Genomic DNA, 23,316 nt, shown 5'->3' with positions numbered 1-23,316 from the left:
CTCAGGCGTTCCAGATCTTCTCGGCGTCCCGCTGCCAGTCGGTCAGGATGCTCCCGATCGACTTGGGCTTGGCGAAGAACTTGGTGAGCGCGGTGTCCGCGGTGGGCTGGAGGGCGTCGCTGGAGTCCCGGTTGAAGAACTGGGTGATCTCGGCGGCCGCGTCGACGTGCGCACGCCCCTTCTTCACCAACGCGGTCCCGGCGTCCTTGGCGTCCGGGTTGCAGGGCAGGACGGTGCCGGAGGAGCCCTTGATGTAGATCTCCTGGGCCTCGGCGGTGGCGAGGTACTTCATCAGGTCGAAGACCTGGTCCCGGCGGCCGGTGCGGGCGCTGGCGAAGTAGCCGTCCACCGGGGCCTCTTCGGCGAGCGGCACCTTGGAGTCGATGACGGGGAAGCGGAAGAAGTCGATGTCGTCCAGGGCGCTCTTGGGCGCCGAGTCGGCGAAGAAGGTTCCGATGAGCATCATGCCGGTCTTGCCGTTCAGCAGGGCGGTCGTCGCGTCCTGGAAGGCGAGGGCGGTGCCGTTCGGGTCGAAGTACGGCAGCACCTCCTGCCAGCGGTCGAAGACCTTGCGCACCTCGGGGTCGTCGAACCGGTGCTTCCCGGCGAGGAGTTCACGGTGGTACTGGGCGCCGTTGATCCGGATGTCCAGGTAGTCGAACCAGGCCGAGGCCACCCAGGGGGTGTTGCCGCCCGCGCCGAGTCCGATCGGGGCGACGCCCTTGCTCTTGAGCTTGTCGCACAGGGCGAGGAAGCCGTCCCAGCTGGTGGGCTCGCTCACGCCCCACTTGGCGAACTGGGACTTCCGGTAGAACATGCCCCACCAGTAGTAGGTGTTGGGCACGAAGACCTTCTTGCCGGAACTCGCGGTGCACAGCGAGTTCAGCGCCTTGGAGTAGCGCTTGAGGTCGGGCGAGGAGCTCCACACCTCGTCGAGGTCGAGCAGCAGGTTCTTCTTCGCGTAGGCGTCCGCCACCGAGCCGGGGTACCAGGTGTACACGTCGGGCGGGTTGGCCGAGGTGAGGTAGGTCGGCAGCTGGGTGCGGAAGGTCTCGGCGGCGACCGTGTTGAGACCGGCCTCGCCGGACCCCTTCTTCCCGTACGCCGCGACCAGGTCCTCCATCGCGGCCTTGGCCTGCGGGGCGGACAGGTTGGACTGGAGGGTGACCGCACCCTTGGAGGAGCCCTTGCTGGAGGATGTGTCGGTGACGCAGGCGCTGAGCAGTGCCGCTGTCCCGGCGGCCCCGAGTCCGGCGAGGAACCGGCGTCGGCTGGGCTGTTGGTTGGCCATGGTTGATTCCTCAGTCACTTGAGTCGGGTGCGGTACACGTGGCCGTCGACTCCGCGGAACACCGCGTCGACGCTTCCGTCCGGGCCGGCGACCGCGCCGAGCGCACCGTCGAAGGCCGCGCTCGGGAACTCCTGCCGTTTGCTCCAGCCCTGCCAGGCGCCGTCGGCGTACCGCTGCTGCCACAGCGTGTAGTCGGCGGCACGCGCGTACAGCAGCACCGTGTCCCCGGCGGCGACCAGGGTCGGGCTGCCGCTGACGGTCCCGCCGAGGGACGTCCACGCCGACCACTGCCCCGAGGTGTCCCGGGTCCGCGTCCACACGTCGTCCGCGGCGGTGCGTACGGCGACATGGAGGCGGCCCTGCGCATCGACGACGGCGGACGGGCGGCCGTACACCTGCCGGTCACCGGGCGCGCCGAGCGAGGACCAGCCGGACACCGGCCCGCGCTGTACGACCGTGCCGTCGGTGCCGCGTGCGAACAGCGTCCAGTGCGCGGGGTCGGTGAAGGCGACGGACGGGGCGTCGGTCAACTCCCCGCCCAGGGACTGCCAGCGACCCCAGCGGCCGTCGGCGTAGACCCTCCGGTACGCCCGGGAGTCGGCGCCGCGTACGAAGACGTCGACTCGGCCGTCGGCGGAGGCGTGTACGGCGGGCTGGCCGAGGATCCCGCGCCGTACGGGGCCGCCGAGGTCCCGCGCCCTCCCGTCCGCCTTCTCGACGAGAGAGCCGTTCAGCCCCCGGAAGAACGTGGCGCCGCCGCTCACCACGGTCGGGCTCGCCGTGGCCGTCACACCCAGGTCGGTGCCCGGCAGGGCGTCGGCGCCGGTGAGCCTCAGGAACGCGGTGCCGTGCGCGGGGACCTCGACGGCGTACGACCCGGTGTGCGTGCCCCGATCGGCACGTGCGCGCAGGTCACGGACGCGCACCGGGCCACCGAGGCCCGTGTCGGCGAACTCCACGGTGCGCTGGGCAGGTTGGTCGGACCGGTTGAGCAGGACGACCGCGCGCTGTCCGTGCCCCCGCAGTACCTTGCTGTAGACGTCACCGACCGAGTCGGTGGCCACCCGTACGCCCTGGACGGCGAGGGGGTCCTGGTCGACGGCGATGATCTCCGGATTGCGCAGGGTGGTGATCATCGGGTCGGACAGCGTACGCGGGTCTGAGCCGAGCACCAGCGGCGAGCCCATCTCGGCCCACATCACGAACTGGCTGGTGGACTCCTCCTGAGTGAGCTCGTACGACCCTTCGGCCATACGGCGCATGGGGATGAGGTAGTCCGGGTCGTTGTAGTGGCCGGGGCCCTGTGCCTCGGGGTGCCAGGCGTTGGCGTCCATGTTGCGCAGCACGTTGGGCCACTGGCCGGGGCTCGGGGTGCCCCAGGCGATGTCGGTGCCGGTGCGCCAGGAGTCGGCGATCGTCGGGGCGTGGACGTAGGTGTTGTGGGCGTCCTGCTCGGGGGTGTGTTGCAGGCCCCAGTCGTCGGTGAGCGGATTGCAGAGGTTGAGCAGCATCCTGCGGCCGGACTTGGCGACCGCGTCGCTGAAATCCTTGAAGGCGGGCCCCGGATCGAGCTTCGCGCCGATCCCGCAGAGGAAGTCGACCTTGATCGCGTCGATCTTCCAGCTCGCGAACTGCCGTGCGTCCTGGTCGTAGTAGCCGCGGCTGCCCAGGCCGCAGCTCCTGCCGCCGTCGTAGGCGCCCGCGTCGGTGTAGATGCCGGCCCGCAGTCCGCGCTTGTGCAGGTAGGTGACGAGGGCCGGGATGCCGGAAGGGAAGCGGTCCGGGTTGGCCGTCAACCACCCTTGTGTGTCACGGGGGGTGTCGGCCTGCCAGCCGCCGTCCAGCCACACGATGTCGTATCCGCTGTCGCGCAGACCGCTGCTGACCAGCCTGTCGGCGACGGAGCGCACCTCCTTCTCGGTGGGCGCGCCCAAGCCGTAGTAGGTGTTCCATCCCATGTAGGGAGTCGGCGCGAGGCCGCTGTCGTAGTAGTCGGGCGCGCCCTGGTCGACGGCTGTCCCGGCGACGGCGTCGGGGGCCACGGTGACGGCCAGGACCGCCGTGATCGCGGCCGCGAGGGCGGCCCGGGTGAACCGGCGGTGCCGGGTGCTGTGTACGGGCGGGTGCAAAGTCACGTGCGTCTCCCGGGGAGTGGGAAGCAGGAGAACGAGACGCCGGCCGCTCCGCGGCAGAGGCCTACGACGTCACGGCGAAGACTGTGGCCCGTGGCCGATACCACGTCAAGATTAATTACTAATTTAATATCAGAACACCTCGGCGTCCGGGATCGTCTCCGGCGGCAGGAGCCTCCGCCGGCCGCGCAGGCCGGCGGGAGCCTCGGCCGGCCGCGCAGGTCGAGGGCCCCAACGTGCCCCGGTCACGGCCTCGTAGCCCTCCCGAGGCCAGTTTCTCGCCGTACGCCCGCCGTCACAGCAAGTGCCCGTCACAGCAAGGGCACAGACACGAGCGGGGCGCCTGAGGTGGCAGGTGCTTGACAAAGACTTGGCCAAGCCTCGGGCCCCTCGCCCGCGCCCGTGATCGGGTCTCCTGCGACGGCTGTACGAACTGCCCGTGTGGGAGGTCTTGGTGTCAGCACCAACCCGTAAGAGACGATGGTTCACGATCTGCGCCATCACAGTGTCCGCCGCTCTCGTCGCGATACCCGCGGGAGCCGCGTCCGGAGGGAGCGGCAGCCCCTTCGGGGCCCGCGCACTCGCGCAAGTCGCGAAGGCACGCCAGCAGTCGGTGGGGGCGCTCAGCCCCAACGCGGCCGGAAAGAACGGCGACGGCGGCAACGAGGCCGACGAGATAGCGGAGGGCGCGGACCAGTACGCGGAAGCCCGCACCTCGCCGGGGGCCGTGGCACCGGGCGCGTACGGTGCCGCCTGGAGCAACCTCACCAAGCTTCGTTCCACCGGCGGCAGTTGGAAACACATCACCGGCCTGCCCTACAACTCCGACGACCCGCGATACCGCGACTACGACTCCAACTCCAGCGGCGGCTCGGGCAACGTCACCGGCCGGATGGCCGCGATGGCCGCCGATGACGCCGGGTACGTGTACGCGGGCAGTGCCGGCGGCGGCGTGTGGCGCTCGCGCACCGGCGGCGGACACTGGCAGCCCATCAGCGACCGGCTGTCCTCGCAGTCCACCGGTGCCCTCGCGCTCGACGGGGCCGGACGGCTGTGGCTGGGCACCGGCGAGGCGACCACCAACGCGGACGCCTACCTCGGCAGCGGCGTCTACGTCCTGTCCGACCCGCACCACGGCACCTTCGCCGCCCGCAGCCGGGTCGGCGGCGCCGAACTGGAGTCGACCACCATTCACGCACTGCGCTTCGGCGGCAGCAAGGTGTGGGCGGCGACCAGCGAGGGCGTGTGGAGCCACTCCACGAAGACCCTCACAGGCGCCTGGAAGCTGGAGTACGCCCCCAACCCGGACTACCTGCCGGGCGGCCCACTGGCGAACGACCCCAGCGCGCCGTACAAGAACATCGCCAACGACATCGCGATCGACCCGAAGGACCCGGGCAAGGTCGTGCTCGCGGTCGGCTGGCGCAGCGGTGACGACTACAACGGCTTCTTCTCCAAGGGCTCCGACGGCACCTGGACCCGGATCACCAGCGGCCTCGGCGACCTGCCCGCCGACGCGGCCAACGTCGGCAACGTCACCTTCGCCCGCTCCGCCGACGGCTCCCGCTACTACGCCATCGACCAGTCGCCGGAACAGCTCAACACCAACCCGGACAGCGGCCTGGAGGGCGTCTACGTCTCCAAGTCCGGTTCCCCCACCGGGCCTTGGACGCAGATCGCGGACTACAAGGGCCTGGCCGCCGACGGCTCGGCGCTGACCTCCAGCGGCTACATGCCCGGCGTGCAGGCCTGGTACAACCAGTTCCTCACCGTCGACCCGAACAACCCGCAGCACGTGTACGCGGGCCTGGAAGAGGTCCACGAGACGAAGGACGGCGGCAGCACCTGGTCGGCCGTCGGCCCGTACTGGAACTTCGGCTTCCCCTGCTGGAGCATCGACCCCGCCAAGCAGAGCGGTGACTGCAGCCAGACCACCCACCCCGACCAGCACGGCGTGGCGATCGGCAGCTACCACGGCAAGAGCTACGTGTACGTCGGCAATGACGGCGGCGTCTACAGGCGACCGGTCGGCGGCGCCCAGGACTCCTCCGGCCACGCCACCGACTGGACGTCCCTCAACGACGGCACCATCGACACCCTCCAGTACTACTCGGTGGGCATCGGCAAGGACCTCACCTACGGCGGTGTCTCCGTCACCGGCGGCCTCCAGGACAACGGCCAGTCCATCCTGCGCGGCAAGGACACCGTGATGGGCTCCAACTTCGGCGGCGACGGCGGCGACACGCTCACGGACCCGGCCAACGGCTGCAACATCGCCGAGGAGTACGTCTACCTGGCGATCCAGGTGACCCAGAACTGCGCCGTCAACGACGGCTCCTGGATCACCGACCCCAGCAAGATCACCTCGTACAACGTGGCCCCGGCCGACAACGCCACCGGCGAGGCCCGCTTCATCGCCCCGCTCGCGGCCGACCTGAAGAGCAGCTCGACCTGGGTCGCGGGCGGCCGCCATGTGTGGGTCCAGACCCACGGCTACGCCATCCGCAGTGGCGACGAGTGGAAGAGCGTGTACGACCTGGGCCCCGGCCGCACGGCGACCGCCGTCGCGGCCTCGGGCGGCAAGGTTTACGCGGCCTGGTGCGGCCCCTGCAACAACCAGGGCTTCGCCCGCGGTATCTCCGTCGGGAACGCGGACGGCACCGGCTGGCACGACGTCACCCTGCCGGTGGACGGGACCGTGCCGAACCGCTATCTCAGCGGCTTCGGCATCGACCCGAAGAACGCCGACCACGTCTACCTCGCGGTCAACGGCTTCTCCCGGCACTGGACCGAAGGTCCCGGCGCCGGCGTCGGCCACGTCTTCGAGTCGAAGGACGGCGGCACCACCTGGAAGGACATCTCGGGGAACCTCCCCGACGTGCCGACCGACTCCGCTGTCGTCACGCCCAACGGCGGCCTCGCCGTCGCGACCGATCTGGGCGTCGTCTACCGGGCGCCGGGCCGTACCACGTGGCAGCGCGTCGGCTCGCTCCCGGCCGTCGCCGTGCTCCAGCTGAAGCTGAGCCCCGACGGCAGCACGCTGTACGCGGCCACCCACGGCCGCGGCATCTACACCATCAAGGTGCGCGACTGCGACTGACCCTCCCAAAGGGGTGATACAGGGGTGACCCCGTCCTTCGGGGTCACCCCTGCGCCGGATACGGCACCACGCTCACGTGCAGAGTGAACACCGGGCGGGCCGCACCGCCCACGTCCGGAGCCTTCGCCGTCACACTGACCTCGGCCGCACCTGGCCGTACTGTCGCGCACCGCAGGGTGGCGCGGGCGGTGCCGTCCGCGTCCACGTGCCATCCGGACGGCAGCACGAAGGCGGGCGCTGAACTGTGCACCGCCGTCCACCGCTTGTCGTCAGCACGGGGTCGCAGGACGAGGGTGAGCACCGTCCCGGGCCGCACGCACAGCCGCTGCTCGACCGCACCACCGGGGGCGACGGTGACGTCGGTGCGGCCCGCGGCGCAGCCCACCGGCGAAGCCGAGGCAGTGGGGGACGCGGAGCCAGTGGGGGACGCGGACGATCCGCTGCCGGTCGTACTCGCCGAGTCGCTCTCGGACGGACGTGCCGACGCGCTCACGGACGGAACCCCGGACGAGCCCCCGCCCGCACTCGCGGACGTACCGGCCGACGGCCCGGTCGAGCGGCTCCCGCCGCCGCCCGCCGACGAGCCGCAGGCGGCCAGCACGGCCACCCCGGCGACCACGCTCCACCCGACGCACCACCGCATCGACGCCTCCCGGCCCGAACCGCCCGTACGACTACCAGCATGCCTCGCCATGCCGGCACTGCGTGGCCGTACGGGGCACGGGAGGCTACCCGTGCCCCACCCCGTCGGTGGACGAGCCGGTGCGGTGGTCGCCGGTGCCACACCCGAACACGCCGTGTGGCCGGCCGAGTCCGGCTACACCTTGATCGCAGCGGTCGGCACACCTCGCCGTGCCGATGCCCACTCCGCCGTGGCCCGGTGAATGGGCGTCCTCGATCCGGTCAGCGGCGCGCCCGTCCCGCCCCGCCGGATCGCGACGATCTCCGCCGCGATGGACAACGCCGTCTCCTCGGGCGTACGGGCGCCGAGGTCGAGGCCGATGGGTGACCGGAGCCGAGCCAACTCCGCGTCGCTCAGGCCGACTTCCCGCAGCCTTTGCTCACGGTCGTCGTGCGTACGGCGGGAGCCCATCGCGCCCACGTAGGCGACCGGCATCCGTAGGGCCGCCTCCAGCAGGGGTACGTCGAACTTGGCGTCGTGGGTCAGCACGCACAGGACCGTGCGCGCGTCGGTCTCCGTACTCCGGAGGTAACGGTCCGGCCAGTCGACCACGACCTCGTCCGCCTCGGGGAAACGGGCCCGGGTGGCGAAGACGGGGCGGGCGTCGCACACGGTCACGTGATAGCCGAGGAGCTTTCCGGCGCGCACGAGTGCGGCGGCGAAGTCGATCGCACCGAAGACGATCATGCGGGGTGGTGGGACACGGGTCTCGATGAACAGGGTGAGGCCGCCGGGGCAGTGGGAGCCGTCTTCCGAGATCTCCAGGGTGCGGGTGCCTCCGGTGGTGAGGATGGTGAGGGCCTCGGCGGTGACGCGTTCCGTGGGGAAGGCCGTGGGGGTCCTGCGGGCCGGATGTGTCTGGTGGCGCCCACGCGGCGGAGCCGCATATGTCTCAGCCCCGCGCTCCTTACCGGGCACAGCCACAGCCGTGCCCAGAAGTTCGGCCGGTCCACGTATGACCCTGGCCAGGGCCGTCGGCTCTCCCTTCGCCGCGGCCGACAACGCCGACACGAACACGTCCCGGCCGGCCGCGTCCCGTGTCACCGGAGTGACCAGGACCTCGATCACTCCGCCGCACGTCAGGCCCACGGCGAACGCGTCCTCGTCGCTGTAGCCGAAGCTTTCAACAACCGCCTCGCCGTTTTCGAGAGCCTGCACGCACAGGTCGTACACCGCCCCCTCCACGCAGCCACCGGAGACCGAGCCGATCGCCGTGCCCGTGCTGTCGACCGCGAGGGCGGCGCCGGGAGGGCGCGGCGCGCTGCCGCCGACGGACACCACCGTGGCGACGGCGAACTCGCGGCCCTCCTCGGCCCACTTGCTCAGCTCGGCGGCGAGGTCAAGCATCTCGGCCTGCCTGCAGGACACGGTCGAGGCGGATGGGCAGGCTGCGATGGCGTACGCCGGTCGCGTGCCAGACCGCGTTGCCGATGGCCGCCGCGGCGCCCACGATGCCGATCTCGCCGATGCCCTTGATGACGACGGGGTCGTCTTCGTCCGGGTCCTCGGCCAGCCAGTCCGCCTCGATGAGCGGGACGTCGGCGTTGGCCGCGAAGTGGTAGCCCGCGAGGTCGGCGCCGACGTGGGCGCCCGAGGCCTCGTCCCGCACCGCCTCTTCGTGCAGAGCCATGGAGATGCCCCAGATCATGCCGCCGACGAACTGGTTGCGGGCGGTCAGCGGGTTGACGATCCGGCCCGCCGCGAAAATGCCGAGCATCCGGCGGACCCGCACCTCGCCGGTCATGACGTCGACGGCGACCTCGGCGAAGTGGGCGCCGTAGGAGTGCCGTTCCTTCTGCGGGAGTGCGGCGAGGGCCGCCGCGGTGTTCGAGCGGACGGTGATGCCCTCCGGAGGGATGGCGCCGCCCAGGGCGAGTCGCTCGCGCAGTTCGTCCGCCGCCGCGGTGACCGCCCAGGCCCAGGAGCTGGTGCCCATCGAGCCGCCCGCGATCATCGCCGGCCCGAAGTCGCTGTCCCCGATCAGGACACGGACGCGGTCCGGCGTCACCTCCAGCGCGTCGGCGGCGATCAGGGTGAGGGCCGTACGTGCGCCGGTGCCGATGTCCGCCGCGGAGATCCGGACGGTGAAGCCGCCGTCGGCCTCCGCGGTCACCGCAGCCGTGGACGGAACGGCTCCCGCGTGGAACGTGGCCGCCGCCGTTCCGGTGCCGAGCAGCCAACGGCCCTCGCGGCGCAGGCCGGGACGCGGATCGCGGTCCGCCCAGCCGAACCGCCGGGCGCCTTCCCGGAAGCAGGCGATCAGATCGCGGCCTGCGAAGGGCAGCCCGGACACGGGTCCCGTCTCGGGCTCGTTGCGGGCGCGCAGGTCGATCGGGTCGACGCCGCACTTCTCGGCCAGTTCGTCGAGCGCCGACTCCAACGCGAACGACCCCGGTGCCTCGCCCGGCGCGCGCATGAAGGTCGGGGTCGGCACGTCGAGCCGTACGATCCGATGGGCCGTGTGGTGGGCCGGGGCGTCGTACAGCACCCGGGTCGGCATGGCGCTGGGCTCCAGGAACTCGTACAGCGTCGAGGAGAGGTTCAGCGACTGGTGCTCCAGAGCGCGCAGCCGTCCGTCGGAGTCGGCGCCGAGCCTGACGCGCTGTGCCGTAGGGCTGCGGTAGCCGACCAGGGAGAACATCTGACGGCGGGTCAGCACAACGCGGACGGGGCGCTGGAGGGCGGTCGCGGCCATGACGGCGGCCACCTGGTGGGCGCGGACGCCCTTGGACCCGAAGCCGCCGCCGATGTGCTCGGAACGCACGCGCACGGATGCCGGGTCGAGCGAGAACAGGTTGGCGAGTTCGACCTGCACCCGGGTGACGCCCTGGTTGGAGTCGACGACTTCGAGGCGGCCGCCGTCCCAGTGGGCGGTCGCCGCGTGGGGCTCCATCGGGTTGTGGTGTTCCTCGGGCGTGGTGTACTCGGCGTCCACGACGACGGCGGAGCGGGCGAGTTCGGCCTCCAGGTCGCCCTTCGCGGTGACGGCCGCGGCGTGGGGCACGTCCGCGGCCGTGTACGCGTCCGGGCGTCCGTCGGCGAACGCGATGTCGTGCGGCTCCTGGTCGTAGTGCACCACGAGCGCCTCCGCGGCCTCCCTGGCCTGCTCGGAGGTCTCGGCGACGACCAGTGCCACGGGCCAGCCCGCGTGCGGCACCCGGTCGTGCTGGAAGAGCGCGATGGACGGGTCGGGCTTGTTCCCCATGAGCCCGTCGTAGTCGGTGTCGAGGTGCGGGGCGTTCCCGTGGTGCAGGACGGTGAGGACACCGGGCATGGCCAGGACTGCTTCGGTCTCCATGGCGCGGATGCGGCCGCGGGCGACCGTGGACAACACCAGCCAGCCATGGGCGAGTTCGGCGAAGGGGATCTCTCCCGCGTAACGGGCGGCGCCGGTGACCTTGTCACGTCCCTCCACCCGGGTGTGCGCCGCGCCGACGGAGCCCTTCAGGGGGGTGACGGTGGTCATCGGGCGGCCTCCTGGGCGAGTTCGGTCAGCACGGCCACCACGAGGTTGCGCATGAGGGTCACCTTGTATCCGTTGTGCGGCAGGGACCGGGCCGCGGCCAGTTCGGCGTCCGCGGCGGCGGCGAAGGTGCGAGCATCGGCCGGTGCGCCCGTGAGCACCCGCTCGGCCTCGCGTGCCCGCCAAGGCCGCGACGCGACCGCTCCGAGGGCGAGGCGCACATCCCGTACGACTCCTGCCTCGACGTCGAGCGCGGCGGCGACGGACCCGATCGCGAACGCGTACGAGGCCCGCTCACGCACCTTGCGGTAGCGCGAGGTGGCGGCGACCGGCGCGGGCGGCAGGGTGACGCCTGTGATCAGCGCGCCCTGCGGCAGGGCGGTCTCCCGGTGCGGGGTGTCACCGACGGGCAGGTAGAACTCGTCGAGCGGCAACTCGCCGGGCCCGTCGGCCGTTTCGTACGACACGACGGCGTCGAAGGCGGTGAGCGCTACGCCCATGTCGGACGGGTGTACGGCCACGCAGTGGTCGGAGGCGCCGAGGATCGCGGCGTTGTGGTGCTCGCCCGCGATGGCGGGGCAGCCGCTGCCGGGGTTGCGCTTGTTGCACGGCTGGGTCACATCGGCGAAGTAGCCGCAGCGGGTGCGCTGGAGCAGATTGCCGCCGACCGTGGCCATGTTGCGCAGCTGACCGGAGGCGCCGGCCAGCACCGCCTGCGTCAACGCCGGGTAGCGGCGCCGCACTTCGAGGTGGGCGGCGAGGTCGCTGTTGGTGACGGTGGCGCCGATCCGCAGGCTGCCGTCGGCCGTGGACTCGATGCGGTCCAGCGGCAGTTCGCGTATGTCGACAAGGCGGGCGGGCCGCTCCACACCGGTTTTCATCAGGTCGACGAGGTTGGTGCCGCCGCCGAGGAACCGCGCGTCCGGATCGGCGTCCAGCAACCCGACCGCGCCGGAGACGTCGAGCACCCGCTGATAGCCGAACTCCCTCATGCCACCGCCTCCGCGGTCTCGGTGTCGGCCGCGGCCGCCTGGGCGACCGCCTGGACGATCGACACATACGCACCGCAGCGGCACAGGTTGCCGCTCATCCGCTCGCGGATTTCCTCGGCGCTCAGCGGCGGCGGTCCCGCCTCGGGCCGCACGTCGCCGGTGACGGCGCTCGGCCAGCCGGCCGCGTGCTCCTCGATCACCGCGACGGCCGAACAGATCTGGCCCGGTGTGCAGTAACCGCACTGGTAACCGTCGAGGTCCAGGAAGGCCTGCTGCACGGGGTGCAGCCGCTCGCCGTCGGCGAGTCCTTCGACGGTGGTGACCTCACGACCTTCGACGGCCACCGCCAGTTGCAGACAGGCCACGGCACGGCGGCCGTCGACCAGGACCGTACAGGCACCGCATTGTCCCTGGTCGCAGCCTTTCTTGGTACCGGTGAGGGCAAGCCGCTCACGCAAGGCGTCGAGGAGGGTGGTGCGATGGTCGACGGACAGGGAGTGCTTCTCGCCGTTGATGTTCAGGGTGATGGCGCTGTGCGTCGACGGACTGGCTGGAGCCATGATCAGCCTTCTTTCGCAGATCCGGAACTCGCCGAGAAGGCGGTCCGGCACGCAGGCGTATTGGAAATCGGGTGCACCGGGGATAAAGAGGCAGCTCAGTGCATAGCTGGATCAGCTCGGCCAGGGCTATGATGCGTCCAACCGGACAACTGTCCACTACCAGGAAACGTACCGGACAGCTGTCCGCTTAGCAAGGCTGGGCCCCTCCGCGAGCCCGCGAGGAGGGCACGAGTGCCGGAGAAGAAGGACGCGCCGCTGCGCTCCGACGCGCAGCGCAACCGCGAACGCATCCTGGAGGTGGCGCTGGCCGAGCTGACCCGCTGCGCCGACGCCCCGCTGAGCGCGATCGCCAAGAAGGCGTGCGTCGGCCAGGGCACCTTCTACCGCAACTTCCCCAACCGCGAGGCGCTCGTCCTGGAGATCTACCGCCACGAGATCCAGCAGGTCGCCGACTGGGCGGCCCATCTGCTCCAGACCCGGGAACCCGACCGCGCCCTGCGCGAGTGGATGGACCGACTCGCCCAGTTCGCCATGACCAAGGCCGGCCTGGCCGACGCGATCCGCCAGGCCACGAGCGCGCCGGGCGCGGCGGCGAAGCCCGAGCACACCCCGATGACCTCCGCGTCCGAACTCCTGCTCCGCGCCGCCGAGAAGGCCGGCACCATCCGTCCCGGTGTCACCGCGGCGGACTTCTTCCTGGCCATCAACGGCCTGTTCACAATCGACCCGCACGGCGACTGGGAAGCACGAGCCGCCCGCCTCTTCGACCTGGTCATGGACGGACTGCGGGTGGGAGCGCCGGGACCGAAGGCCGACTGAACAAGTCGGTTGCGGCCGACAGCAGATGGTTGTGGCGAGTGGTCTCCGGGTGGTTCCGGGCAGGTCAAGCAACGGCATCCTCGCCGGCCTCGGAGCGGAAGCCGGGAGGAGGCCCCACAGAAGAAGGGCCCCCGCAGGCAGCTGCCCGCGAAGACCCTTCGCACCGTCGGGACGACAGGATTTGAACCTGCGACCCCTTGACCCCCAGTCAAGTGCGCTACCAAGCTGCGCCACGTCCCGGTGCGCTCACTCACGGTGACCCGTGTGATCACGCGAACAGCACTCTACCCCACGTCCCTGGGCGGCCCGAAAGAGGGCGGGGGGCCGGGGGACAATCGGTCGTATGGGCCGTATGGGAAACGCCGGAGCAGGGGCACGGGACCGGGACGCCGAGGGGCGGGCGCGCAGCGCACGGCCGCGGGACGGGCTGGGGCGGCCGCTGCCGTACGGCGCGCCGGGCGTCGAGCGGCAGGCCGAGGGGGTCGTGCGTACTCCGCAGGAGACCGTCACCGAGGCGCAGGCGCTGCTGGACGCGGGGAAACCGTTCCATGCGCACGAGGTGTTCGAGGACGCCTGGAAGTCCGGGCCCGTGGAGGAGCGGACGCTGTGGCGGGGGCTGGCCCAGCTGGCCGTGGGGCTCACGCACGCGGCCCGGGGGAACGTGACCGGCGGGGCGCGGCTGCTGCGGCGCGGCGCGGGCGCGGTCGAGGAGTGGGCGGCCGGCAGCGGGGTACGGCGGCCGCACGGGATGGAGCTCGACGGGCTCACCCGGTGGGCGCGGGAGCTGGCCGGGCGGGTGGAGAGCGGCACCGCGAGCGTCGAGGCGAGCGGCGAGGCGCCCCGGCTGCGCGGCACCCGGTAGCACCGGCGTGCCCCGCTGTCAGTGGCATGCGGCAGACTCGGGGACGTGCGAAAGATTCATGTCATCGGTATCGGCGCGGGCGACCCAGACCAGCTCACCCTCCAGGCGGTCCGGGCGCTGAAGAGCACGGACGTGTTCTTCCTCCTCGACAAGGGCGAGGTCAAGAGCGATCTGACCGAACTGCGCCGGGACATGCTCGACACGCACATACCGGACGGCGGCTACCGGTTGGTCGAGGCACGGGACCCGGAGCGGGACCGGACCGCGGGCGGCGGGGCGTACTCGCCGGCCGTCGGGGACTGGCGCAGCGCCCGCGCGGACATATACGAGCGGCTGATCCGCGAGGAGCTCGGCGAGGACCACACCGGTGCCTTCCTGGTGTGGGGCGATCCCTCGTTGTACGACAGCACGCTGGCGATCCTGGAGGAGGTGCTGGCCCGCGGCGCGGTGGTGTTCGAGTACGACGTGGTGCCGGGGATCAGCAGTGTGTCGGCGCTGGTGGCCCGGCACCGCACGGGACTGAACCGGGTGGCCCGGCCGGTGCAGATCACCACCGGGCGGCGGCTCGCCGAGGGGCTTCCGGACGGCGTTGACGACGTGGTCGTGATGCTGGACGCGCACCAGACGTTCCGGCAGTACGCGGACCAGGACATCGACATCTACTGGGGTGCCTACATCGGTACTCCCGACGAGATCCTGGTCTCCGGTCCGATCGCCGAGGCCGGTCCGCGTATCGAGCGGCTGCGGGCCGAGGCACGGGAGCGCAAGGGCTGGATCATGGACACGTATCTGCTGCGCCGCCACCCGGAGGTTCCGAAGGAGGGCTGAGCGGTACCCGGGTAAGCCATTCCGCCACAGGCACGCTCGGCGGCGCCCCCGACGGCCGGGTGCGGGCCTCGGCGCCGCGGTGACGCTCGGCGCCCCGACGGCCCGGTGCGGGCCTCGCCGACCACAATCGCGCTCAGCACCCGTACGGCCGGGCCCGGCCTCGCCGGCCACGGTCATTGCTCGGCGCCCCCGACGGCCGGACGCGGACCTCGCCGACCACGGTGACGCCCAGCGCGCCGTCGACCGGCTGCCGGCCCCGGTGGTCACGCCGGGCCGAGCCCCAGCCGCTCCAGTACACCCGCCACATCGGGCACCGCCGTCACCCCGGCCGGCAGCGGCGGACGGCGTACGACGACCACGGGCAGGCCCAGTTCCCGTGCGGCCGTGAGCTTGGCGGCCGTGGCCGCTCCCCCGCTGTCCTTCGTGACCAGCACGTCGATCAGGTTCTCGCGCAGCAACGCGGTCTCGTCGGCCACCGTGAACGGTCCACGTGCCAGCAGCACTTCGGTGTGCGGGGGCATGGGGGGCTCGGCAGGTTCCACCGACCGGACGAGGAAGTGCCGGTCCGTCAGGTGGGCGAAGGCGGACAGGCCCAGGCGTCCCGTGGTTAGGAGGACCCGGGGGCCGAAGCGCGGCAGCAGGTCCGCGGCGGCGGCCAGGGACGCGACCATGTGCCAGCGGTCCCCGGGGCGGCGCCGCCAGCCCGGGCGGCGCAGCACCAGGACCGGTACGCCGGTGCGCGCCGCGGCCTGGGCCGCGTTCGCGGTGATCGTCTCGGCGAAGGGGTGTGTGGCGTCGACGAGGACGTCCACGCGCTGTTCGCGCAGCCGGCCGGCGAGGCCTTCCGCCCCTCCGAAGCCTCCGACGCGTACCTCCCCGGCCAGCGCGCCGGGCCGGGTGACGCGCCCCGCCAGGGAGGTCATGACGCGGACACCGGGGCGCGCGGCGAGCGCGGCGGCAAGTTCGCGGGCCTCGGTGGTGCCGCCGAGGATCAGGACGTGCGGGGACATGGGGGGAGCGTACGGGGCCCTGACGCGGGGCCCTGACGCGGGACGGCCGCCCGGCGGGGGCCGGGCGGCCGTCGTGGGAAGCGATCCCGGTCAGCCCTGGCGGGCCTTGAAGCGGGGGTCCTTCTTGTTGATCACGTAGACCATGCCGCGTCGACGGACCACCTGGGCGCCGGGCTTGGCCTTCAGTGAGCGCAGGGACTTGCGCACCTTCATGGTTCTGTTCTCCTCGTGTCGGCCGCCGGGCCGTGTCAACCGCGGGCGGCGGCGGTACGGCCGTAGCGGCGCTCGAAACGCTCCACCCGGCCGGCGCTGTCGAGGACCCGCGACCTGCCGGTGTGGAAGGGATGCGACGCGGACGAGATCTCGACGTCGATCACCGGGTACGCGTTGCCGTCCTCCCAGTCGATCGTCCGGGACGAGTCGGCGGTGGAGCGGGTCAGGAACGCGACGTCGGCGGCACGGTCGCGGAAGACGACGAGCCGGGAGTCGGGGTGGATGCGGGGCTTCATGGGGTTCCCTTCCTGGGGCCTCGGTCCGGTGGTGCTTGCGATGGGTTCGGGCCCGGTCGTTCTCGGCGGTTCAGCGCTCTTCGCGAAAATCGACGTGCGCGCCGGCCACCGGGTCGTACTTGCGCAGGACCAGCCGGTCGGGGTTGTTCCGGCGGTTCTTGCGGGTCACATAGGTGACACCGGTCCCGACCGTCGACTTCAGCCTGACGACGGGACGCGCGGTGCTGCGTGCCATGAGGTTCTCCCTTCGCCCACACCCGGGATCACTGATCCGAGCATGTCAATCACGATGGCTGTAACACCGGCTCCCCCGCTCGCATTCCCGGGAGCCCGCCGGGTTGCCGAACCGGTCAGCGCAGGAGCAACTGGAGACCGCCGACGACCGTCGCCGCGATGACCAGCTGCTCGAACAGCCGCTGATTGATCCGGTCCACCGCCCACTTGCCGAGGTACGCGCCCGGCACGACGAACGCCACGAGCGCGGCGTCGAGCAGCAGCGAGTCGCCGTCGATCAGACCGAGGCCGGCGCTGAAGGGGACCTTGGAGAGATTCACGATCAGGAAGAAGAACGCCGAGGTGCCCAGGAACCCGAGCTTCCGGAAACCCGCCGACAGCAGGTACATCGACATCACCGGTCCGCCCGCGTTGGCGACCATCGTGGTGAAGCCGCCGAGTACGCCGTACGAACGGGCCTTCACCCGGCCCGCCGGGGTGGTGACCGCGTCCGGGGCGTCGGGGCGGTCGGCCCTGCGCCGCCGCCACAGGGTGACACCGGCCATCAGCAGGAGGATCGCGCCGATCGAGGTTCGTACGACCTTGTCGTCGGCCCACACCAGGAACAGCGTGCCGACCACCACGCCGGCCGCGACCGCGGGGAACAGCCGCCACAGCGTGGGCCAGTGGGCGTGCCTGCGGTAGGTGGCGACGGCCAGTACGTCGCCCGCGATCAGGATCGGGAGCAGGACGCCGGTGGAGGCACGGGCCGGGAGGATCGCGGCGAAGACGGCGAGGCTGACGGTGTTGGCCCCGCTGACGGCCGTCTTGGAGAAGCCGACGAGCAGCGCGGCGAGGGCCAGGGCGGCGAACTCCCAGCCGGACAGGTGCCAGAGCGTGATGGTGTCCATGCGGGGACCGATGTTATGTCCGGACAAGCCGATGTTGTAAGTACCGTCTCGCTGTTTGGCCCCGGCACCGGTCTCGGCGCGCCTCCTGGGGCCGCCGCCCCCAGCCCCCCGCGCCGGCCTCGACGGCCTCGTCCTCGGACGCCCGGCGAACCGCGGTAACCATACCTGAGCAGGCACGTTTGCACGCGTTCGGCAGGGGCACCCGCAGCCACGACGGCACAGAAAAGAAGGGAAACGCGCGCCATGACCGTGGTGAAGAGCACGCTGCCCGACGAAGCGCTCCGAGTGACCGGGACCGCCCTGCAGGAAACCCTGGTGGATCTGCTCGGACTGTCCCTGATCGGGAAGCAGGCGCACTGGAACATCGTGGGACCCCGGTTCCGTTCGATCCATCTCCAGCTCGACGAGGTGGTCGCCACCGCACGTTCCTACTCGGACACCGTCGCGGAGCGTGCCGCCGCGCTCGGCGTCGCGCCGGACGGCCGCCCGGAGACGATCGCCGCGACCTTCTCGCTGCCCAGTGCCAAGGACGGCTGGCTGCGGGACGACGAGGTCGTCGAGCTGATGGTGCGGACGCTTGAGTCGGCGATCGGACGGCTGCGCGAGCGGATCGCCGCGACCGACGAACCCGACCCGGTCACCCAGGACCTGCTGATCTCCATCACCGCCGACCTGGAGAAGCAGCGCTGGATGTTCGCGGCCGAGAACAACTGACCTGCCGGTAGGCCCACGGCCCGGTGGCGCGGCGCAGGCGAGGGCACCCGGCACGGTGGTCAACCCGATCTCGGCCGCTCGTCCAGCCCGGGGCGTCGGCCACTTTGGTCGCGGATCGGCGGGAGCCGGCCGCTGCTTCCGAAGGTCATGGCGGATCCGGCCCGGGCTGCCGAGGGTCCCGCCCGGGCTGCCGAGGGAAAGATCATCGAGCTATGACCGCCTCCAGGTCCGCGCCATCCATCCGGGTCCTCGTCGCCGACGGCCAGGCGATGGTCCGTACCGGTTTCAGGTTCTTCCTGGACGCCCAGCCGGACATCACGGTCGTCGCCGAGGCCGCCGACGGCGAGGAGGCGGTGGCGCTGGCCCGGCGGCTGCGCCCGGATGTGTGTCTGCTGGCCATCCGGTTGCCCAGGCTGGACGGTCTGGCGGCGACCCGGCTGCTGGCCGGGCCGGACGTGCCCGACCCGCTGCGGGTGGTCGTGGTCACCACCTTCGACCTCGACGAGTACATCTACGGTGCGCTGCGCGGCGGCGCCTGCGGGTTCCTCCTCAAGGACTCCGGACCCACCCTCCTCGCGGAGGCCGTCCGCGCCGCCGCGGCCGGCGACTCGCTGGTCGCGCCCTCAGTGACGGTCCGTCTGCTCAAGCACCTCACCGAGCAGCCCGGGCCGGCCCCTGAGCCGGCCGGGGTGCCCGTGCCCCCCGCCGAGTCAGCGGCCGAGCCGCTCACCGACCGGGAGCTGGACGTGGTACGGCTGGTGGCGGCCGGCCGCACCGACGCGGAGATCGCCGCCGGGCTGTACGTCTCCCTGTCCACGGTCAGGGCGCGTCTGTCCAGCGTCCTGCTCAAGCTGTCGGCCCGGAACCGGGTCGAGATCGCCGCCTGGGCCTGGCGCAGCGGCCACACCTGAGCGCGCTCAGAGGCCCAGCATCCGGGCGACGGTGCGCAGTACCCCGTTGTCGTTGTTGGACGGGGCCAGGTGGCGGGCCCGGCGGATGACGTCCGGGTGGGCGTTGGCCATGGCGAAGGACCACTCGGCGGCGTCGAGCATCTCCAGGTCGTTGAGGTAGTCGCCGAAGACCATGGTCTGGGCGGGGGTGATGCCCAGCTCGCGCTGGAGGCCGCGCAGGGCGGTGCCCTTGTTGGCGGTGCGGTTCATCACGTCGACCCAGTGCTCGCCGGAGACCACGACCTGGTGGGTCCCGGCGAAGGCGGCCAGTCCCGGGGCCGTGGTGCGCTCGGCCGTGCCGAAGTCGAAGAGCGCGACCTTGATCACGTCGTCGTCGACGGCGGTGAGGTCGTCGACGATCCGGTGCTCGACGTAGTAGCGGCGGACCTCGGCGAGGAAGGCCTCGTCCTTGCGCTCTACGTACGCGGACCGCTTGCCGCAGACCACGGCGCCCACGTCGGCGCCGTCCGCGACCATCCGCCGTACGGTCCGGGCGAGGTCGTCCGCGACGGCCGGGTCGAGAACGTCGGAGCTGAGCTCGACGCCGTCGCGCACCACGTACGTGCCGTTCTCCGCGATGAACACCATGCCGTCGGCCACCTCGGCGAACTGCCGGGCCAGGGTGGCGTACTGGCGGCCGCTCGCCGGGCTGAACAGCACACCGCGGCGGCGCAGTTCGGCCAGCATCGGCCACAGTCCCTCGGGGATGCGCTTCTCGTCGTCGAGGAGGGTGCCGTCCATGTCGGTGACGACGAGGCGGATGTCGGCGGGGGCGGCGGGGAGGCCGGGCGTGGTGAGGAGGGACGCGGGCGAGGCGGGCATGTCCTGCTTTCGGTCGGGAACGGCATTCGCACACCAGTGTCCCTCATGCGGCCGGCGGAGCCGGAAACGGCCATGGAGCTTCCTTGCCGGGCGGTGCGGCCGCGGGCGGGTGAGCGCGGACACGGCAGCGTGCGACCTTGGCACGGCTCCGGGCGGTGATCGGCGGGGTGTCGTGGTCGTTCCAGGACCGCGTCGCCACCCCGGCCTGGTGCCGTGCTCGCAGGGGCGCGCCGGGGCCGACTCCCCGGCGACGGTGCCGCAGTTCGGCGCGGTCGCCGTGACACGCTGACCGGGACGTGCGCACCCGAGCCCGTCGAGGAGGACGTCGTATGCCACCCCTTGTCGACCCCGTGCCCGGCGGGCACCCCGGTGATCTCGCCCGGGCACATGCCCTCGCCCACGAGCTGTCCGCGCAGGGCGTGCGCGCGATCGTGCTGGCCTATGTGGACACCGCCGGGATCTGCCGGGTGAAGACGGTCCCCTGGCAGCGGCTCCAGCAGGCGGTGGCGTGGGGCGTCGGCATGTCCCCGGTGTTCGACACCTTCCTGGCGAACGACGCGATCGTGCGCACCGACGTCCTCGGCTCCCCCGACGGCGATCTGCGCCTCTACCCGGATCTGGACCGGCTGGTGGTACTGGCCGGGCAGCCGGGCTGGGCCTGGGCCCCCGTCGACCGGATCACCCAGGAGGGCGACCGGCACCCGGGGTGCACCCGCACCTTCCTGCGCCGGACCGTCGCCGACGCCGAGGACCGGCACGGCGTCACCTTCAAGGCGGCCGTGGAGATCGAGTGGGCGCTCGGCCGGGCCGCCGCCCCGGCCGACGAGTTCGCCCCGGCGACCTCGGGTCCGGCGTACGGCGCCACCCGGCAGATCGAGCTGAGCGACTACGCGGCCGACCTGCTCGCGGCCTTCGAGGCGCAGGAGGTGCCGGTCGCCCAGTTCCACCCCGAGTACGCGCCCGGCCAGTTCGAGCTGTCCACCGACGCCCTGGACCCGGTGGCGGCGGCCGACCAGAGCGTGCTGGTACGGCAGACCATCCGTGCGGTCTCCCAGAAGCACGGTCTGCGGGCCTCCTTCTCCCCGGCCGTCACCGACCGGGGCGTCGGCAACGGCGGCCACCTCCATCTCTCCCTCTGGCGCCACGGGGTCAATCTGCACGCCGGGGGCGACGGCCGGTACGGCATGACGGGTGAGGCCGAGTCCTTCGTGGCCGGGCTGCTGACCCATCTGCCGGCGCTGACGGCGGTGACCGCGCCGAGCCCGGCCAGCTATCTGCGGCTCAAACCCTCCCAGTGGGCGGGGGTGTTCACCGCTTGGGGCCGGGAGACCCGCGAGACCGGCATCCGGGTCATCACCGGCACGGCCGGCCACCAGAGGCAGGAAGCCAATCTGGAGATCAAGCCGGTCGACCTGGCCGCCAACCCGTACCTTGCCCTCGGCTGCGTCATCGTCGCGGGACTCGCCGGGCTCGCCTCGGCCGCGGCACTCCCCGAGGAGGTCGTCGACGACCCGGCCCGGCTGATCCCGGACGAGGCGGTGGCCCGGGGCGTACGGCGGCTGCCGACCTCGCTGGCGCTGGCCGTCGACGCGTTCCGCGAGGACGAGGTGCTGCGCACGGCCCTCGGCCCGGTCCTCGCGGACGCGGTGGTCGCCGTCCGCGAGGGCGAGACCGCGGCGGTGGCCGGGCTCGACGACGCCGGGGTGGCTGCGGCCTACCGCTGGAAGTACTGATGACAGGACCGATCCGGGAAGCCCTCGACGCGCTCCCCCTCGTCGACCACCACTGCCACGGCGCGGTCACCGCCGACCTCGACCAGACGGAGTTCGAGTCGCTGCTGACGGAAGGTGCGGTCTGGCCGGGCGTGTCGCCGTTCGACAGCCCGGTCGGCGTGGCCGTACGACGGCACTGCGCACCCCTGCTCGACCTGGACCGGCACGCACCCGCCGCCGACTATGCAGCGCGCCGCGCCGAACTGGGCTGGCAGGAGGTCAACCGCCGCTTCCTCACGGCCGCGCACGTGGAGGCGTTCTGCGTGGACACCGGCTACGCCCCGCACCCGGTCACCTCGCCCGGCGACCTCGCGGAGACGACCGGCGCCGCCGCCTACGAGGTGGTACGGCTGGAGAGCATCGCGGAGGCGGTGGCCACGCGGGGCATCGACGCCGGCGAGTACGCGGCCGCCTTCCGGGCGGCGGCCGAGGAGGCGGTACGCCGGCCGGGCGTGATCGCGGTCAAGTCGGTCGCCGCCTACCGCACCGGCTTCGACCTGGACCCGGCGCGGCCCACGTACGCCGAGGTGACCCGGGCGGCCGCGCTGTGGTTCGCGCGGGGCGGCAAGCTCACGGACCCCGTGCTGATGCGCCACCTGCTGTGGACCGCCGTCGCCCTCGGGCTGCCGCTCCAACTCCACGCCGGTTTCGGGGACTCTGACCTGCGGCTGCACCTGGCGGACCCGGCCCTGCTCACGGACTGGCTGCGGCTGACCGCCGGCACCATCCCGGTACTCCTGCTGCACTGCTGGCCGTACCAGCGCCAAGCCGCCTATCTGGCCACGGTGTTCGAGCATGTGCACCTCGACGTCGGGCTCACGCTGCACTATGTGGGCCCGGCCCGGGCGGGCGCGGTCCTGGCGGAGGCGATGGAGATCACCCCGTTCCGCAAACTGCTGTACAGCTCGGACGCTTATGGTGTGGCCGAGTTCCACCATCTCGGCGCGCTGTCCTTCCGGCAGGGGCTGACCCGGCTGCTCCAGAACCGGGTGGACGCCGACGAACTGAGCCCGGCCGACGCAGTGAGGATCGCCACCTGGACAGGACGCGACAACGCCCGTCGCCTCTACGGACTTCCCGTATCGGACCCCGGCCGCGACTGAGCGCGCGCCGCACCCGGAAAGTATGATCAAGCAATGTCTGACATGACCGAAACCACGCCCGGTTGGCTGTCCTCCGACGAGCTGGAGATGGCTCGCGCCCACATGCCGATCCTGTATGTGGAGGCCGTGCCCGTGCGGGTGGACGACAGCGGCGAAGTCACAAGTATCGGACTGCTGCTGCGCATCGGCCCGGACGGAACGGTCAGCCGGGCCCTCGTCTCCGGCCGTGTCCTGCACCACGAGCGGGTCCGCGACGCCCTGTTGCGCCACCTGGAGAAGGACCTCGGCCCGGTGGCGCTGCCCCGGGTGCCGGCCTCCCTGCAGCCGTTCACGGTGGCCGAGTACTTCCCGACGCTGGGTGTCACGCCGTACCACGACCCGCGTCAGCACGCGGTGTCGCTGGCCTACGTCGTGCCGGTGACAGGCGACTGCCGGCCCCGGCAGGATGCCCTGGACCTGGTGTGGTTCAGCCCGCGGGAGGCGGTGTCCGAGGCCGTGCAGAGTGAGATGCCCGGCGGTCACGGGGTGCTGCTGAAGCAGGCCCTCGCGCATGTGGGGTGCGTGGCCTGAGTACGGCCGGGGT

Annotated in this window: 23 protein-coding genes, 1 tRNA gene and 1 pseudogene; 11 read left to right on the top strand and 14 right to left on the bottom strand. The window is 71.9% G+C overall.

Annotated elements, in window-relative coordinates; translation table 11 throughout:
- Position 1: 1 nt before the first annotated feature.
- Together ABZ396_RS26090 and ABZ396_RS26085 are read right to left on the bottom strand one after the other, a co-directional pair.
- A complete protein-coding gene (locus ABZ396_RS26090) occupies positions 2-1,291 on the bottom strand; it encodes an extracellular solute-binding protein (RefSeq protein WP_358926545.1) in 1,290 nt (429 codons plus the stop codon).
- Positions 1,292-1,305: 14 nt separating this feature from the next.
- A complete protein-coding gene (locus ABZ396_RS26085; protein ID WP_358926555.1) occupies positions 1,306-3,420 on the bottom strand; it encodes a glycoside hydrolase family 27 protein in 2,115 nt (704 codons plus the stop codon).
- 457 nt (positions 3,421-3,877) lie between these two features.
- Between ABZ396_RS26085 and ABZ396_RS26080 the strand changes: the two genes are divergently transcribed.
- Positions 3,878-6,523, top strand: a complete 2,646-nt coding sequence (locus tag ABZ396_RS26080) for a glycosyl hydrolase (protein ID WP_358926546.1) — start codon at positions 3,878-3,880, stop codon at positions 6,521-6,523.
- Positions 6,524-6,566: 43 nt separating this feature from the next.
- Here ABZ396_RS26080 and ABZ396_RS26075 read toward each other — a convergent pair whose 3' ends face one another.
- Positions 6,567-6,908: an acetyl-CoA synthetase gene (locus ABZ396_RS26075; RefSeq protein ID WP_358926547.1), complete on the bottom strand. Its 342-nt coding sequence runs from the start codon at positions 6,906-6,908 to the stop codon at positions 6,567-6,569.
- A gap of 34 nt (positions 6,909-6,942) precedes the next feature.
- Between ABZ396_RS26075 and ABZ396_RS26070 the strand changes: the two genes are divergently transcribed.
- Positions 6,943-7,407, top strand: coding sequence for a hypothetical protein (locus ABZ396_RS26070; RefSeq protein WP_358926548.1), 465 nt, complete (start codon positions 6,943-6,945; stop codon positions 7,405-7,407).
- Here ABZ396_RS26070 and ABZ396_RS26065 read toward each other — a convergent pair.
- From ABZ396_RS26065 to ABZ396_RS26050, 4 genes are read right to left on the bottom strand one after another with little or no spacing between them, the layout of a single operon-like run.
- Positions 7,341-8,552, bottom strand: coding sequence for an XdhC/CoxI family protein (locus ABZ396_RS26065; RefSeq protein ID WP_358926556.1), 1,212 nt, complete (start codon positions 8,550-8,552; stop codon positions 7,341-7,343). The genes ABZ396_RS26070 and ABZ396_RS26065 overlap by 67 nt on opposite strands.
- Positions 8,545-10,671, bottom strand: coding sequence for a xanthine dehydrogenase family protein molybdopterin-binding subunit (locus ABZ396_RS26060; RefSeq protein ID WP_358926549.1), 2,127 nt, complete (start codon positions 10,669-10,671; stop codon positions 8,545-8,547). The genes ABZ396_RS26065 and ABZ396_RS26060 overlap by 8 nt, the downstream gene beginning before the upstream one ends.
- Positions 10,668-11,660 carry a xanthine dehydrogenase family protein subunit M gene (locus ABZ396_RS26055; RefSeq protein WP_358926550.1) on the bottom strand — a complete coding sequence of 331 codons (993 nt, stop codon included), beginning with the start codon at positions 11,658-11,660 and terminating at the stop codon, positions 10,668-10,670. The genes ABZ396_RS26060 and ABZ396_RS26055 overlap by 4 nt, the downstream gene beginning before the upstream one ends.
- Positions 11,657-12,220 carry a 2Fe-2S iron-sulfur cluster-binding protein gene (locus tag ABZ396_RS26050; RefSeq protein WP_358926551.1) on the bottom strand — a complete coding sequence of 188 codons (564 nt, stop codon included), beginning with the start codon at positions 12,218-12,220 and terminating at the stop codon, positions 11,657-11,659. Before ABZ396_RS26050 ends, ABZ396_RS26055 begins: the two co-directional genes overlap by 4 nt.
- A 231-nt stretch (positions 12,221-12,451) precedes the next feature.
- On the opposite strand from ABZ396_RS26050, the gene ABZ396_RS26045 reads away from it, so the two are divergent.
- Positions 12,452-13,039: a TetR/AcrR family transcriptional regulator gene (locus tag ABZ396_RS26045; RefSeq protein WP_358926552.1), complete on the top strand. Its 588-nt coding sequence runs from the start codon at positions 12,452-12,454 to the stop codon at positions 13,037-13,039.
- A gap of 166 nt (positions 13,040-13,205) precedes the next feature.
- On the opposite strand, the gene ABZ396_RS26040 is transcribed toward ABZ396_RS26045, so the two are convergent.
- Positions 13,206-13,279 (bottom strand) — tRNA-Pro (locus ABZ396_RS26040).
- Between the two features lie 112 nt (positions 13,280-13,391).
- On the opposite strand from ABZ396_RS26040, the gene ABZ396_RS26035 reads away from it, so the two are divergent.
- A complete protein-coding gene (locus ABZ396_RS26035) occupies positions 13,392-13,901 on the top strand; it encodes a DUF309 domain-containing protein (RefSeq protein WP_358926557.1) in 510 nt (169 codons plus the stop codon).
- Between the two features lie 45 nt (positions 13,902-13,946).
- Positions 13,947-14,729, top strand: a complete 783-nt coding sequence (cobF, locus tag ABZ396_RS26030; RefSeq protein WP_358926553.1) for a precorrin-6A synthase (deacetylating) — start codon at positions 13,947-13,949, stop codon at positions 14,727-14,729.
- A 263-nt stretch (positions 14,730-14,992) separates the two neighbouring features.
- On the opposite strand, the gene ABZ396_RS26025 is transcribed toward cobF, so the two are convergent.
- The 5 genes from ABZ396_RS26025 to ABZ396_RS26005 form a co-directional block, all read right to left on the bottom strand.
- On the bottom strand, positions 14,993-15,739 hold the full coding sequence (locus ABZ396_RS26025) for a cobalt-precorrin-6A reductase (RefSeq protein WP_358926554.1): 747 nt from the start codon (positions 15,737-15,739) through the stop codon (positions 14,993-14,995).
- A gap of 90 nt (positions 15,740-15,829) precedes the next feature.
- A complete protein-coding gene (gene ykgO, locus ABZ396_RS26020) occupies positions 15,830-15,952 on the bottom strand; it encodes a type B 50S ribosomal protein L36 (protein WP_358926462.1) in 123 nt (40 codons plus the stop codon).
- 35 nt (positions 15,953-15,987) lie between these two features.
- Positions 15,988-16,248 (bottom strand): type B 50S ribosomal protein L31, encoded by a 261-nt coding sequence (locus ABZ396_RS26015; protein ID WP_358926463.1) that lies wholly within the window; start codon positions 16,246-16,248, stop codon positions 15,988-15,990.
- 70 nt (positions 16,249-16,318) lie between these two features.
- The gene (rpmG, locus tag ABZ396_RS26010) at positions 16,319-16,483 is read right to left on the bottom strand and encodes a 50S ribosomal protein L33 (RefSeq protein ID WP_358926464.1); all 165 of its coding nucleotides are present in this window, start codon (positions 16,481-16,483) and stop codon (positions 16,319-16,321) included.
- A 115-nt stretch (positions 16,484-16,598) separates the two neighbouring features.
- Entirely contained in the window at positions 16,599-17,372 is a 774-nt protein-coding gene (locus ABZ396_RS26005; protein ID WP_358926465.1) for a sulfite exporter TauE/SafE family protein, read from the bottom strand.
- 243 nt (positions 17,373-17,615) lie between these two features.
- Here ABZ396_RS26005 and ABZ396_RS26000 point away from each other — a divergent pair, with 243 nt between their 5' ends.
- Together ABZ396_RS26000 and ABZ396_RS25995 are read left to right on the top strand one after the other, a co-directional pair.
- Positions 17,616-18,086: a DNA starvation/stationary phase protection protein gene (locus tag ABZ396_RS26000; RefSeq protein ID WP_358926466.1), complete on the top strand. Its 471-nt coding sequence runs from the start codon at positions 17,616-17,618 to the stop codon at positions 18,084-18,086.
- 212 nt (positions 18,087-18,298) lie between these two features.
- Positions 18,299-18,997 (top strand): response regulator transcription factor, encoded by a 699-nt coding sequence (locus ABZ396_RS25995; RefSeq protein WP_358926467.1) that lies wholly within the window; start codon positions 18,299-18,301, stop codon positions 18,995-18,997.
- A gap of 6 nt (positions 18,998-19,003) precedes the next feature.
- Here ABZ396_RS25995 and ABZ396_RS25990 read toward each other — a convergent pair whose 3' ends face one another.
- The gene (locus ABZ396_RS25990) at positions 19,004-19,858 is read right to left on the bottom strand and encodes a Cof-type HAD-IIB family hydrolase (RefSeq protein ID WP_358926468.1); all 855 of its coding nucleotides are present in this window, start codon (positions 19,856-19,858) and stop codon (positions 19,004-19,006) included.
- Positions 19,859-20,057: 199 nt separating this feature from the next.
- Between ABZ396_RS25990 and ABZ396_RS25985 the strand changes: the two are divergent.
- The 4 genes and pseudogenes from ABZ396_RS25985 to ABZ396_RS25970 form a co-directional block, all read left to right on the top strand.
- A pseudogene (locus ABZ396_RS25985) lies at positions 20,058-20,147 on the top strand (SAM-dependent methyltransferase); the annotation flags it as partial.
- A gap of 40 nt (positions 20,148-20,187) precedes the next feature.
- Entirely contained in the window at positions 20,188-21,591 is a 1,404-nt protein-coding gene (locus ABZ396_RS25980; protein WP_358926469.1) for a glutamine synthetase family protein, read from the top strand.
- Entirely contained in the window at positions 21,591-22,733 is a 1,143-nt protein-coding gene (locus tag ABZ396_RS25975) for an amidohydrolase family protein (protein WP_358926470.1), read from the top strand. The genes ABZ396_RS25980 and ABZ396_RS25975 overlap by 1 nt, the downstream gene beginning before the upstream one ends.
- A 42-nt stretch (positions 22,734-22,775) precedes the next feature.
- Positions 22,776-23,303: an NUDIX hydrolase family protein gene (locus ABZ396_RS25970; RefSeq protein WP_358926481.1), complete on the top strand. Its 528-nt coding sequence runs from the start codon at positions 22,776-22,778 to the stop codon at positions 23,301-23,303.
- The last annotated feature ends 13 nt before the right edge of the window (positions 23,304-23,316 follow it).

The organism is Streptomyces sp. NPDC005866 (assembly GCF_040629895.1).
Taxonomy (GTDB): domain Bacteria; phylum Actinomycetota; class Actinomycetes; order Streptomycetales; family Streptomycetaceae; genus Streptomyces.
Note: the sequence above shows the minus strand (reverse complement) of the source record. Positions and strands in the feature narration are given on the sequence as shown.